The organism is Mariniphaga anaerophila, assembly GCF_900129025.1.
GTDB lineage: Bacteria > Bacteroidota > Bacteroidia > Bacteroidales > Prolixibacteraceae > Mariniphaga > Mariniphaga anaerophila.
The window spans coordinates 262,058-276,551 of the sequence record NZ_FQUM01000003.1 but is presented as its reverse complement, the minus strand read 5'-3'; the positions used below and the strand labels follow the sequence as shown (position 1 = coordinate 276,551).

Genomic DNA, 14,494 nt, shown 5'->3' with positions numbered 1-14,494 from the left:
TTTTTTTGTACGTTGAAAGGTGAAAAAGCGTTCTGCTTTTCTGTTGTAGAACACCATGATGCAAACTAAAAAATAATTAAATTTGTATAGTCCGTGTGCGAACACGGTAACGTATTTGCAGTAAAACATATAAAAAAACTAATAATTATGAACAAAGTTCTTTATCTCTTTCTGGCGGTTTTGATTTTGAGTAGTTGCAACAGTGCAAAAAATGACGGCTGGACAGAGTTATTTAACGGTAAAGATCTAACCGGCTGGAAACAGCTGAATGGCGAAGCAAAATATGAGGCTGCTGATGGAATGATTGTTGGCACCACCGTTGCAAATACTCCCAATTCATTTTTATGCACAGAACAGGAATATTCAGACTTTGTGCTCGAACTCGAAATGTTGTTGGTAGACGATTTTAATTCAGGAATGCAATTTCGTAGTCAGAGTTCGCCTGATTATATGAACGGGCGGGTACATGGTTATCAATGCGAAGTAGACCCTTCTGAGCGTGCGTGGAGCGCAGGAATTTACGACGAAGCCCGTCGGGGATGGCTTTACCCGGTCGAATTAAATCCGGATGCGAAAACTGCATTCAAGTCTGGCCAATGGAACCACTACAGAATTGAGTGTATTGGCTCTTCAATAAAAACATGGCTGAACGGAGTTCCGGTTTCTCATCTTATTGATGATATGACTCCAAAAGGTTTTATTGCTTTGCAGGTTCATTCCATTCGCGATGAATCAATGGCCAACCGGCAAATCAAGTGGCGGAACATTCGCATAAAAACTGAAAATCTGCAACCTTCTCCCGACGAAGGTATCTATGTGGTAAATATGTTGCCGAACAATTTAAGCAAAGCTGAAGAAGGACAGGGTTTTAAATTGCTTTTCGACGGGAAATCTATCGACAACTTCAAAAGTGCAGAGGAAGATGAATTCCCTTCAAAAGGCTGGGAAGTAAAAAATGGGGAGCTTATTGTATTGTCTTCCGGTGGCGATCCTGAAAAAAAAGGCGGAAGTATTGTTACGAAGGAGCAGTTTGGTCCGTTCGAGCTAAAATTTGATTTTATGTTTACCGAAGGTGCCAACAGCGGAGTAAAATACTGCCTTGGAAATAACGGCCCTTCTGTAGGGCTTGAATACCAAATTCTCGACGACGAGAATCACCCTGATGCGAAAAATGGAATAAACGGGAACCGTACGCTGGCTTCGTTGTACGATTTAATTCCTGCCCAAAAAGAAAAACGTTACATCAAAGGGCCCGGCGAATGGAACCGCGGGCGCATTGTTGTTTATCCCGACAACAGGGCTGAGCACTGGCTCAACGGACGAAAAGTTGTTGAGTTTACAAGGGGAAGCGACGAATTTAAAAAGCTGGTTGCCGGCAGTAAGTTTGCAGATAAAGAAGGTTTTGCAATGGCAGACCAGTGGCCTATATACTTCCAGGATCACAATGATGAGGTACATTTCAGAAGTATTAAAATAAGAGAGTTGCAATAATGACAAACAGGAGAAATTTTTTGAAAGCTGCCGGAATTGGGATGGCTGCAGCAGCTATGCCAGGCCTGGCATCAGCTTCCTCTGGGAAAGCAGATGCCAAAAAAGACAAAATTAACTTTCAGCTGGGTGTTGCTTCTTATACGCTGAGAAGGTTCCCCGTTGAAGAAGCACTGGACATGACCCTGCGTTGCGGGGTAAACAGAATTACGTTTAAAGACATGCATCTGCCACTCGATTCGGACGAAGCGACCATCAAAAAAACGGTGGAGCTTTGCCGAAGTAAAGGTGTCGAAGCTTACGGAGCGGGTGTAATATACATGAAAACAAAAGAGGAAGTAGATCGCGCGTTTGAGTATGCCAAAGCTGCCGAAATGGAGATGATAATTGGTGTGCCCAATCACGAGCTGTTGGAATATGTGGAAGGCAAGGTAAAACAGTACGATATAAAACTGGCTATTCACAATCATGGTCCGGGCGACAAGTTATACCCAAGCGCCGAGAGTGCATACAAGCTTATTCAGCATTTGGATAAACGAATGGGATTGTGTATTGATATTGGTCATACAAAACGCATTAATCGCGATCCAGAGCAGGATGTAAAAGATTTTTTCGACCGTGTTTTCGATGTGCACATAAAAGATGTTACTGCTGCATCTGCCGACGGTAAAACCTGTATAATAGGGCGTGGTGTTATTGATTTTCCTGCTTTTATGAAAAGTATGGTGAAGCTGGGATACAACGGAACACTAGCTTTGGAATATGAGGCCGAAGCTGAAGACCCGCTTCCGGGAATGATGGAATCGTTCGGATACGTTAAGGGAATTATGGCCATGTTGTAGCAGATTAGATTGGGCGGATACTGTCTTGTTCCCGATTCAATTTCAACCTAAAAAAAGCAAGATCCAGAAATAAATTATAACAAAGAATTTTTAAGTAATATGAGTGCAAACAGAAGAGATTTTATCAAAAAAGTAACAGCCGGTGCTGCCGGAATCGCAGTTGGTGGTTCGGCAATGGGAATGTCGGCAAAAAGTTACAGTAGAGTTATTGGAGCTAACGAGAGGCTGAATGTGGCAATAGTAGGATTGGGAAGAAGATTGGGAGCCTACTATCAGCCGGTAGCCATGAAAGAGGCCAATGTTGAGTTGGTTTATTTATGCGATGTAATGAAAAAACAGCGGGAAAAAGCCTTGCAAAGTTTTTCGAAATTCATCGACTATAAACCGAAGCTGGAAAACGATATTCGAAAAGTAATTGACGACCCGAAAGTGGATGTTGTGTTTAATGCAACTCCCGACCATTGGCATACTCCGGGCTCTATTATGGCCATGAAAGGCGGAAAACATGTTTATGTTGAAAAACCTTGCAGCCATAATATGTTTGAAAACGAATTGCTTGTAAAAGCAGCAAAAAAGCTGAATAAAGTAGTGCAAATGGGTAATCAGCAACGCTCGTCTGATCATACCATCGAAATAATAAACGAAATTCATAACGGAGTAATCGGAACACCATACAAAGCCTTGGCTTTTTATACCAACAAAAGGGGAGAAGTGCCATTGCAAAAGAAAGCTCCTGCTCCTGAAGGTCTCGACTGGGAACTTTTCCAGGGACCTGCTCCGCGCCGCGACTATACCGTGGAAACATGGGATTACAACTGGCACTGGTACGGTTGGGATTATGGAACAGCAGAGTCGGGCAACAATGCTACCCACGAACTGGATGTGGCTCGTTGGGCTTTGGGTGTGGATCTTCCTCTTCGTGTGGATGTGGAAGCAGCAAAACGCCACTTTTTGAACGACGGCTGGGAAATGTATGATACCATGGAAGCTACGTTCCGTTTTTCCGGAAATAAAATCATTCAGTGGGACGGGAAAAGCCGTAACGGGTATGATACCTACAACAGCGACCGTGGCACTATTATTTATGGCAGCGAAGGTTCCGTTTTTGTAAACCGAAATAAATACATGCTGTTCGACCGTGCTGGCAAGATGATTAAAGACAACAAATCAGCATCAAACGAAGCAGGTACAGCTTTAGGTGGCGGTGGTGATATGACGACTACTCATGTTTTGAATTTCTTTGAAACCATAAGAGGAAAACAAAAGCTTACTGCGCCAATAGATGATGCCAGCATTAGTATGGCGATGGTTCATTACTCCAACATTGCATATCGTGTTGGAAGAGGTTTTGATATTGATGAGAAAACCGGCCGCATGTTTGATCGTGATGCGATGAAACTGTGGAGCAGAGAGTATGCTCCTGGTTGGGAGCCAACATTATAAAAAACTTACTTCCGGGAGTTTCCACATTCAACGGGAACTCCCTTTTTTTCTTCTATAATCTGAAAAGATCTTCCTGTCGTTCTATTTTCTCGTGCTTGATGGTCGTGAGCAACCACGGCATTGCCCTAAAAAGAAAGCCGTTTCGCGTCATTATATTTATGTTTCTGAATATTGTCGCAGAAAAATTCCAGTCAGTGCAGAAAGTTCTAATTTTTGTAATTGGCGCATCAGAAAAACAAATGCAGTTTCTCTTTTTGTCGAGAGGCGATGAAACAATTTTACATGACAAATTAACCTCTTTTTCAATTATTTAAACTGTACGAAAATGGGTCGGAGTTTTTTTGCTCAAATGCAAAAACTTTTTTGTTTCTGCGTCGAAAAAAGTCTGCAATATGTGAAAATCTCTCTGGAAAATACACTAAATTAGCAATCCGTGTGCGAACACGGAGACTTTTATAAAACTTAAATCCTTTATCTAATGAAACACATCATTTACCTGTCAATCTTATTTTTTGCTTTGACATTTGCCTCTTCAGCGCAAAAAGTGCAGTTTAAAAACGATACCGCAAATAGAAAAGTGGACGTTTATTTCGGAGACAGTTATTTTACTTCTTACATCTACCCCGAGGATATGGAAAAACAGGTTCTTTATCCGATTGTAACTGCTTCCGGTAAAGAAATTACGCGGGGATATCCGATTAATCCGAGGCCTTTTGAGCGGACAGACCATCCTCACCATGTCGGGCTTTGGCTGAACTTTGGCGATGTGAACGGCCTCGATTTTTGGAACAACTCTTTTGCGGTAAAAGCGGAAGATAAATACCGTTATGGTGCAATTAAATTCAAAGAAGTTGTTGACGCTAATTCTAAAACCGGAACTTTAGTGACAGCTTCAGATTGGGTGAATATAGACAATGAAACATTGCTGAATGAAAGAACAACCTTCGTTTTTGGCGAGAAAAAAGGTGTTCGAACAATTGATCGCACCTCTGAACTGACCGCGCGTCAGGAAGTGACATTTACTGAAAACAAAGAAGGACTGCTTGGCCTTCGCATGGATCGGGCCTTCGAAGAGCCCGCAGATAAAGCCGGCCGGTTTCTCGATGCCGAAGGCAATATAACCGAAGTTCCGGTATTGAATAACGACGGGGTGAACGGCGTTTATAGAAATGCCGAGGGTTTTACCGCCGGAGACGTTTGGGGGAAAAGAAGTCCGTGGGTTGCCCTCAGAGCCGAAAAAGAAGGAGAAGTTATTACGGTTGTGATACTGGATCATCCCGATAATCCTAATTATCCGGCGTGGTCGCATGCACGGGGGTATGGACTTTTTGCTTCAAATAATTTTGGCGGCAGGGCAATTGATAAAAATGCAAATCCGGTGAAGCTCACTTTAAAGCCCGGAGAAAAGCTGGTGTTGAAACATTTGGTAGTTATTGGAGGGGATTTAACCGACGAACAGATTTCGCGAATTAAAAAGAGTTTTAAATAATTAAATCAATAAAATTATGGGAAAATCTAACGACAATTCAAGAAGAAAGTTTATTAAGAATGCTGCAACAGGAGCCTTGTTTGCCACGGTAACGCCTGGCATATTAAGTGCTGAGCCCATTGCTGCCCCAACAATTCTCCCGGCTGATGCCAAAGGTGCAAACGACCGCATCAGAGTTGCTGTGCTTGGAATTAACGGCCGCGGAAAAAGTCATATTAGCGAGATAATGGGGCTTTCCAAAAAAGCAAATGTTGAGGTGGCTGCCCTTTGCGATCCGGATATGGTTATTTTGCAGGAACGCGCCAAAGAATTTCAGAAAAAATATGGAAAGGAAGTTGCCATCGAACAGGATTTTAGAAAAACCTACGACGACAAAAGTATCGATGCTGTAGCGCTTGCAACGCCAAATCATTGGCACGCGTTGCAAACTATTTGGGCATGCCAGGCCGGAAAAGATGTGTATGTTGAAAAACCCGCCACTCATAATATTTATGAAGGGAAGAAGATGATTGAGGCAGCGTACAAATACAATCGCATTGTTCAGCATGGTGTTCAGTTGCGCAGCTCCAAAGCTATTCAGGAGGCCATAAAACATTTGGAAGATGGTCTGATTGGTCGCGTTTACATGGCGCGCGGGTTGGTTTATCGCTGGCGGCCCGATATTGGCGATCAGGGAATTTCTAAAGTACCTGAAGGGTTGGATTACGACTTGTGGACAGGCCCGGCGCCGATGCGTCCTTTCTCCCGCAACCTGGTGCATTACAACTGGCACTGGCATTGGAATTACGGAAACGGCGACGTAGGAAATCAGGGTATCCACGAGACTGACTTGTGCATGTGGGGGCTGGGTGTTAACGAACTTCCAGAAAGAATTACTTCGATGGGCGGAAAATTTCTCTGGGATGATTGCAAAGAAGTGCCGGAAATACAGACATCAGTTTACCATTATCCGAAGCAAAAGAAGATTATTCAGTTTGAAGTACGTAACTGGTGCACCAACCTTGAAGATGGTGCAGGGGTAGGAAATATTTTTTACGGCGATAAAGGTTATTTGGTTGTAAAAGGATACGGTACCTACGCAACTTACCTGGGCAAAGATAGGGAGCCGGGCCCGTCGCGGTCGGAGGACGGAGAACTTACACTTCATTTCGAAAACTGGTTTGATGCAATCAGGGCGCGCGATATGAGCATTCAAAATGGCCCCGTACAAACCGGCCACTTGTCTTCTTCTTTGGCACATTTGGGCAACATTTCTTATCGGTTGGGGCGTCAGCTCGAGTTCGATCCGGTTGCCGAGCGGTTTGTTGGCGAGGGAGAAAGTGAAGCCAATTCTATGTTGAGCAGAAACTATCGGGCTCCTTATATTTTGCCAGAAATAGTCTGATCAATATAGTTCTAAGCAACAGTTAATATTTGAAGAATTAACACCATATCCCGGCGGGAAAAAACAGCCCTCCGGGATTTTTTATGTTTTTTTGTTCTGAACAAATGGTAAATAACTTGTTGCGAAAAATTTAGTTGCCGTTGAAGAAAACAGAACAGCATGCTGCGACACATATTTCTGTTTTCCAGAAACAAGTGTTTCTCTTTTGTATTGTATTGATAAGGCTGAAATCGTTTGTTTTTATTCTTTTTGAAAGAAGAAAAATATGGTCTATTTTTGACCGAGGAAAAGACTATGGGGGTTGAGTATAAAAAAATACAAGATGGAAACACACCAGCTTTTAAGGAATTCTTTGAGGATTTTTATCCCTCGTTGTGCTTTTTCGCCAATAAAATAGTCAGGGACGAAGAAGTGTCCAACGATATTGTGCAGGACGCTTTTATTTATTTCTGGGAGAAAAGGATTGGAATTGCCACCCTTAATGCCGCTAAATCATATCTTTTTAAATATGTAAAAAACCGGTGCCTGAATTATTTGCGGGATGATCATTCTGAACATTCCATAAAACCGGAGGATGTAAAAGAACACGCATTGTATCACGATTTTGTGGTGGAAGATGAAACGTACCGGCTAATTCATAAAGCCATAAGTGCATTGCCTCCCAAAGGTAAACAGGTTATTGAACTAACTCTCGACGGATTGAAAAACCAGGAAATAGCGGAATGTTTAGATGTGTCGATTAATACAGTTAAAACATTAAAATTAAGAGCTTTTAAGGTATTGCGGGAAGAATTGAAGGATATGTCGTTTCTGTTTTTTTCTTTGTTGCAGGAGGACGCTGCTGTTACGGAGTAGTGATTTTGTTATCCCTGCTTAATTTCTTTCTGCTAAATTTCAGTAATGTAATGAGTTGTATTTAGAATGATTTTTTTTTGAAAATATTCTTTCTTTTTGTCACCCGTTTTTCCCTTTTGGGTGCTTTACTCACAAATTGCTTTCAATAATTTCTGAATGAAGAATCATCAAAAAAAGATAGCCGGACTTATTGCCAAGGATACAATGGAAGAGTTGACGCCGAGAGAGAATGAAGAATTGGACAATTGGGTTAATGAGGGCAGTAACAGGCAATTATTGAATGCGATAAAAAATTCTAAAAACTACAGCGCATGGAGTCGTACCCGCGAAGCTGATACTCAGCCTGCATGGAACAAAATATACAAGGTAATACAAAAACAGAAAAAGCATTCATTTCTTCAAAAGGCTTTTCGGGTGGCAGCTTCAGTATTACTTCCTTTATTAATTGGCGGTGGTGTCTATTTATTTGTTTCAGATCATATTAACAAACAGGCGACGGAGAGTACTGTAGTTGCACAAATCACTCCGGGCACAAGTAAAGCTGTTTTGGTATTGGACAACGGGAAGTCGATTGTTTTAGATACTCCCGGAGAGGAAGAAATCAGGGAAGAAGATGGAACCGTTATTCGCAAATCAGAAAAGAAGCTGGATTATACTGAACATAAAATAAATAAAAAGGCCAAACAGCCATTGTATAATACAATCCGTGTTCCGCAAGGCGCAGAGTATGACTTGTTGCTTTCTGACGGAACGCGTGTTTTTCTGAATGCAAAAAGTGAATTCCGTTATCCGGTAAAGTTTTCGGGCGAAGTGAGGAAAGTGGAATTGACAGGAGAAGCGTATTTTGAAGTAACCAAATCAGGGACGCCTTTTATTGTTAAAACAGCACAAGTCAGTGTAGAAGTAATGGGCACCTCGTTTAATGTAAATGCATACGAAAGTACCGAAAAGGTAATTACTACCCTTGTGGAAGGGAAAGTAAGAGTGGCAGCAACCCGTCATCCCGAAAAAGCGTGCTTATTAGCACCCGACGAGCAGGCCGTTTTCTCACTTAGCGATGGGAGTATTGAAGTCGAAAAAGTTGATGTGTCCTTGTTTACTGCATGGAAAGATGGAGAATTGATTTTTCGGGACACGCGCCTCGAAGACATTATGATTACGCTGACCCGCTGGTATTCGGCCGATGTTTTTTATATGAATCCGTCGGTTAAAGAATTGCGTTTCAGTGGCAGTCTCAACAGATATGGAGATATTACCCAGGTACTTGATATAATAAAAGCAACCAATAAAGTAGAAGTAGACGTGAATGGTACAACCATATTATTTAGGGAAAGAAAGTAAATGAAAAAAGGCAGAAAGTACTCGCAATACTTTCTGCCTGAGCTTTATACTGCCAAAGGCAGAATTTAATATAAAACTAATAGTTCAAAAGTATGAAAAAATTTATGAATGATTACTTTCCCCGTCGGAAAGTGTTAAAATGCATCGTTATGATGAAAATGGTATGGATTTTTGTGTTAGCCTCAGCGTTACAGGTAGTGGCTGGCAACACAAAAAGCTATTCTCAGGTTACGAGGCTGGACTTAAAACTAAAAAATGCCTCGCTCGAAAATGTAATCTGGAGCATAAAAAAACAAACGGAGTTCAATTTTTTCTACAACTCCGAAGACGTAAAAGAAGTTAAAAACATTGATGTTGATTTGAAAGGGGCTACTGCCGAAGAAATTCTTGAGGATGTGCTGGAAGGGTCTGATTTAACTTTTGAGATCGTCCACAAAGCCATTATTATCCGGAAAGATTCCAGAATGAAATCCAAGTTGATGGAACCCTTGGAGCAAAACCAGCAGCCCCGGCAAAAAGAAATTACCGGGAAAGTAACCGATGCTGACGGAGGGCCGCTACCTGGCGTTACAATAATTGTAAAAGGAACCACTATCGGCGCGATAACCAATGTTGATGGTGAATTTTCATTTCTCATCCCTGCTGGGGCAGAAACATTACAGTTTTCATTTGTAGGTATGAAAACCCAGGAAATTGAAGTGAAAGGTAAAACCAGATTCGATGTGGTTTTGGATGCAGAAACCATCGGGATAGAAGAAGTTGTTGCAATCGGGTATGGTGCCATGAAAAAAAGGGACGTGACCGGCGCAATTACTTCTATTTCAAGCGAAGCTATCGAGAAAAAAGTTGCTACAAATATTTTCGATGCTTTGCAGGGATCTACTGCCGGCGTTCAGATTGTGTCCGGCTCAGGGCAACCGGGGGAATCTTCCTCAATCAAAATTCGTGGAACTTCTACGTTTTCTGCTGACGGAGTTAAACCACTCTATATTGTCGATGGAATTCCTCTGGAAGACATCGATGGAATTAACCCTAGCGATATTGCGTCGTTAGAAGTTTTAAAAGATGCGGCATCTGCAGCAATTTACGGTTCTCGTTCAGCCAACGGGGTGATAATTGTTACCACAAAGAGAGGACAGAAAGGGAAACCTCAAATTGATATTAAGTATAACCACTCCTGGGGAGTATTATCTCATAAGCTTGCACAGTCAAACCGGGAAGAACGTCGGTTATACGATGTGCTTCGTAAGGATTTTTTTGAAACCTACGGAGGAGGAAGCCCGACGGAAAGTATTCAGATGATTCAGGATTCTCTGAATGTTTTTTTCAACGTAGATAACGATTACCTGGACATGATTACCCAAACCGGAAAGAAAGATCAGGTTGATATTAGCGTAGGCGGAGGTGAGGATAAAATTAAGTATTTCATTAATACTGCCTATTTTAGCGAAAAGGGGATTATTCCGAACACAAGTTTCGACCGGTTAACAACCCGTATTAATACTGATTATAAACCGGCAAACTTCTTAAATATGGGAAACCGTATTTCATTAACATACTCGAAAAAGCAGGGAATAAATGAAGGGCAGTTGTTGAACGCCGTTTTAAGCAGGCGCCCGTATTTCTCAACAGTTTATCCTGATGGTTCGTTGGTTGGGGTTTTTAACGGGCAGAAAAATCCTCTGGCCCAGATAGAATATACAACCGATTTTACCGATTCATACAGAGGTCATTTCTTTCAGTTTTTTGAATTTGATATTGCCAACGGATTGACGTTTAGAACGAATATAAATGCCAACTTTTACCTGGATAAACGAAAAAGAATGTATCCGAGTATTATTACCGATGAATGGCAAAAAAATAATACAGGCAGCTCTTTAAATTATCTGAACTGGAACTGGATGAATGAAGACTATTTTTCATACAGTAACAACTGGGGCGATCACAGCTTTACTGCAATGGCAGGTTTTAGTGCCCAAAAGTGGAGATTCGAAAGCGAAGTGCTTTCCGGAAGAAACTCTTCTACCGATTTTATTTATACCATGAATGCTTTTGTAGCAAATCTCGATCTGGGCGCAACCGGCTCCTGGTTGACAAATCACTCCATGGCCTCTCTTTTTACCCGTGTTACTTACAATTATAAAAGCAGGTACCTGTTTACAGCCAATGTTCGACGCGATGGCTCTTCCAGGTTTGCAAAAAATAACAAGTGGGGAAACTTTCCCTCTGTATCTGCAGGGTGGCGTTTTTCTGATGAAAACTTTATGGGTTTTGCCAAAAACGTACTTGACGATGGGAAGTTTAGAGTAAGTTATGGTATAACCGGTAACGAAGCAATTGGCAACTATGATTATGTGTACTCTTATGCTCCAGGCGATATTTACGACGGAGTGGGAGGAGTAAGTCCTGCAAGAATTGGAAAAGATAACCTGAAATGGGAGGAAACACAACAGTTTAATGTTGGTCTTGATTTGAGCTTCTGGAATAACAGGTTGACAATTACTTCTGATTATTACTACAAGTACACAGACGGGTTGCTGGCTAATTACCAGTTGCCAAAAGAATCGGGGTTCTCATACATGAAAACAAATGTTGGAGAGATGAGTAACCGTGGTATTGAAACAGCTGTAGCCGGAGATATTATACGTTCAAAAAAATTCAAATGGAATGCATCTTTTAATTTTTCGCATAACAAAAACCGTATAGAAAAGCTTTCTGAAGGGAAGTCATATATGGAGAGTGATTTGTGGTGGATGCAGGAAGGAGGAGAAATCGGGAGCTTTTACGGATACAAAAGTCTGGGCGTTTTCCAATACGACGAGTCGAATGCATTTACAGACAAATGGGAACAACTTACCCCGGTGTTTGAAGATGGAGTATTTCAAAATAAATACCTATTAAACGGGCAGTCATACGCAGGAGATATACAACAGAAAAAACTTCCAAACGGAAATCCGTTTAGAGGCGGAGACTACAACTGGGAAGAAACCGATGCAGACCGCGACGGTGTTATTGATGACAACGACCGAATGATTATTGGCCACGCATTGCCTGATTTCAGTGGAGGGCTGACTTCTCAGTTTACCTGGAAAAATGTTAACCTGTTTTTTGCTTTTTACTACTCTTTGGGCGCAGAAATATACAACAGTGCAGAGCATAACCGAAATGCTTTTAAATACACCGGGAATACACCGGCTCCATACGTTATTCATAACATGTGGGTTAAGCCGGGTGACGAAGCCATTTATCCACGCCCATACAACGATGCATACAATAATGCACGTTTTGCAAACTCTTTTTATGTTGAAGACGGTTCGTTTATCAGACTGCAAAATGTTCGTTTATCATACGACTTTCAGAAAGAGTTGATTAAGCAATGGAATATTAAAGGATTAAGCTTGTATGGTTATGTAAATAACGCATTGACCTGGACAAACTATTCCGGCTTTGATCCTGAATTCTCAACAAGTAATCCGCTTCAGATCGGTAAGGATACTTATCGATACCCAAGAAAAAGAGAATTTGGGTTAGGGCTAACTGTTAACTTTTAAATCGTAAAATGATGAATAAAATTAGATTAATATTGGGATTGTGCGTGTTTGCATTGTGCTTCAACTCTTGTAGCGATTTTCTGGAAGAGCAGCCTGTTAGTGAAATCCCTGCAGATAAAATGTGGAAAACATCAAGAGATGCTAAAGCTGGTGTTAGCGAAATTTATGGCCTTTTCCGTAAAACAATGCGCGCCAATTATTTCTATTGGGGAGAGTTCCGGTCAGATAATGTTGCGCAGGGTGCTCCTGCTGCAAATACACAGGCACGGGTAATTGATAACCTTCTTACAACAGACCACGCCTGCACCGAATGGACAGATTTGTACCGGATGATAAACCAGGCCAATTTGGCTATTAAATACATTGCAAATATTGATATGCCTTCAGTTTCTGAACGGAATGATTTGCTGGGGCAGGCATATGCTATGCGGGCTTTAGGTTATTTTTATGCAGTAAGAGTATGGGGAGATGTCCCGTTGTTTACAGAGCCCAACGAAATGTACAGCAAAGATTTGTATCGTTCTAGAACAGATAAAAATGAAATACTGAATGACGTTATTCTTGCCGATTTGAAGAAAGCCGAAGAGCTAATCGACAGAACAAAAAACAAAGAACGTAAACGTATCTCTATTTATGGAGTTTGGGCTGTTATGGCTGATGTTTACATGTGGTTGGAAGATTATAACCTCGCGGATCAAACAATCTCAAAAATGGGGAACGATCCTTCTTTCATGGCATTTGAACCCGAAATTGAAACCTGGAGAAAAATGTTTGTTGAGGAGTTGAACGGAAAATCAACTGACAATACCCCCGAAAACGATGAATACACAACAAAGGAATTCATTTTTGTAATCCATTTTAATATGGAAGAAGTTGGGGAATATGGCTACAGCTACATGTACCAATGGTTTACTGGTGGTGGAAACCGCGCCGCGGTATTGTCTGATAAGTTTGTATCTCTTTTGGAAGAGGATGACCTGAGAAAACCCTACATTATGATGGATTATCAGGGCGGCAACGAACTGAATAAGTTTATTGGCGGAACAATAAGTACAACTTTAAATAAAACATGCCAGGTAGCTTATCCTGTTTACCGATACACCGACATGTTGTTGTTGCAGGCCGAAGCCCGCGCCAGACTCGGAAAATGGGAAGAAGCGCTGCAATTGGTAAAACAGGTTAGAGATAGGGCAGGGCTGAATACTCCCACTGCCATTGACTTTTTCTCTGAAGATGACATTATCGATTACATTCTGACAGAACGTCAAATTGAGCTGGTTGGAGAAGGGCGCCGCTGGTTTGATTTGGTTCGAACAGGCAAATGGAAAGAAGTTATGGAGCCGATTAACGGAATGAAAGACGACGGAAACGAACTCTTCCCGATTCACTACTCCCACATCATCCAAAATCCTTCAATTGTTCAGAATCCTTATTACGGTAACTAACAGGCAAATTATTAAGATATAACACAATGAATAAAATAATAAATAAAAGCTTAATAGTCCTTATTGCATTGGTAATGATAACAGGATGTGATTTAAGCTTACAAACAGACTACGATTACAAAGAGTCAGTGCTCGATCCTCATGTGGAAATGACAGCCTGGGAATATTTTCAATCGCGCCAGGATGTGTTTGAGGTTTTAACCGAGGCCATTGAATATTGTGGATTAAAGGATTATTATACCCAGACAGAAGTGGACTACACCTTTCTTGCCCTAAATAATACTGCTATGAAATTGTACATGATGGATCGTTTCCCGGGTACGTCATCTATTACAGAATGTGATAAAGAGGCTGTTAAAAAATTGCTTTTGTACCATATTGTGGATGGCGCGTACAGTTCATATTCACAATTGCAGATAGAGCCCATGTATGTGTTGACAATGCTTAAAGGAGAGGAAGGATTGATGACAATGTTAGTCCGGAAAAATCCATGGCAGGCAGATGCCGGCAAGGTAATCGTAAATGATACCGGCAGCAACGGAAACTCACCAATGAGAGGCGCTGTAACAAGCAATATTATTCCAACCAACGGTGTGGTACATGTATTTGAGTCGTATTGTTATTACAAACAATAACCAACTTCAAACAGATAAAAA

10 protein-coding genes are annotated in these 14,494 nt (G+C 41.4%); all 10 read left to right on the top strand.

Translation table 11 applies throughout. From position 1 onward, the window contains the following. Positions 1-147: 147 nt before the first annotated feature. The 10 genes from BUB08_RS07210 (at position 148) to BUB08_RS07160 (ending at position 14,473) form a co-directional block, all read left to right on the top strand. Positions 148-1,491 carry a 3-keto-disaccharide hydrolase gene (locus tag BUB08_RS07210; RefSeq protein WP_073000861.1) on the top strand — a complete coding sequence of 448 codons (1,344 nt, stop codon included), beginning with the start codon at positions 148-150 and terminating at the stop codon, positions 1,489-1,491. Continuing rightward, a complete protein-coding gene (locus BUB08_RS07205) occupies positions 1,491-2,330 on the top strand; it encodes a sugar phosphate isomerase/epimerase family protein (protein WP_073000288.1) in 840 nt (279 codons plus the stop codon). Before BUB08_RS07210 ends, BUB08_RS07205 begins: the two co-directional genes overlap by 1 nt. Positions 2,331-2,429: 99 nt before the next feature. Continuing rightward, positions 2,430-3,773, top strand: a complete 1,344-nt coding sequence (locus tag BUB08_RS07200) for a Gfo/Idh/MocA family protein (RefSeq protein ID WP_073000287.1) — start codon at positions 2,430-2,432, stop codon at positions 3,771-3,773. Between the two features lie 478 nt (positions 3,774-4,251). After that, positions 4,252-5,262: a DUF6807 domain-containing protein gene (locus tag BUB08_RS07190; protein ID WP_073000282.1), complete on the top strand. Its 1,011-nt coding sequence runs from the start codon at positions 4,252-4,254 to the stop codon at positions 5,260-5,262. A 16-nt stretch (positions 5,263-5,278) separates the two neighbouring features. Next, entirely contained in the window at positions 5,279-6,646 is a 1,368-nt protein-coding gene (locus BUB08_RS07185) for a Gfo/Idh/MocA family protein (protein ID WP_073000280.1), read from the top strand. Between the two features lie 276 nt (positions 6,647-6,922). Next, the gene (locus tag BUB08_RS07180; protein ID WP_139249639.1) at positions 6,923-7,501 is read left to right on the top strand and encodes an RNA polymerase sigma-70 factor; all 579 of its coding nucleotides are present in this window, start codon (positions 6,923-6,925) and stop codon (positions 7,499-7,501) included. A gap of 156 nt (positions 7,502-7,657) precedes the next feature. After that, positions 7,658-8,842: a FecR family protein gene (locus tag BUB08_RS07175; RefSeq protein ID WP_073000277.1), complete on the top strand. Its 1,185-nt coding sequence runs from the start codon at positions 7,658-7,660 to the stop codon at positions 8,840-8,842. A gap of 149 nt (positions 8,843-8,991) precedes the next feature. Continuing rightward, positions 8,992-12,393 carry a TonB-dependent receptor gene (locus BUB08_RS07170; protein ID WP_175549968.1) on the top strand — a complete coding sequence of 1,134 codons (3,402 nt, stop codon included), beginning with the start codon at positions 8,992-8,994 and terminating at the stop codon, positions 12,391-12,393. Positions 12,394-12,404: 11 nt separating this feature from the next. Then, positions 12,405-13,838, top strand: a complete 1,434-nt coding sequence (locus tag BUB08_RS07165) for a RagB/SusD family nutrient uptake outer membrane protein (RefSeq protein ID WP_073000858.1) — start codon at positions 12,405-12,407, stop codon at positions 13,836-13,838. 26 nt (positions 13,839-13,864) lie between these two features. After that, positions 13,865-14,473, top strand: coding sequence for a fasciclin domain-containing protein (locus BUB08_RS07160; protein ID WP_073000275.1), 609 nt, complete (start codon positions 13,865-13,867; stop codon positions 14,471-14,473). Positions 14,474-14,494 lie beyond the last annotated feature (21 nt).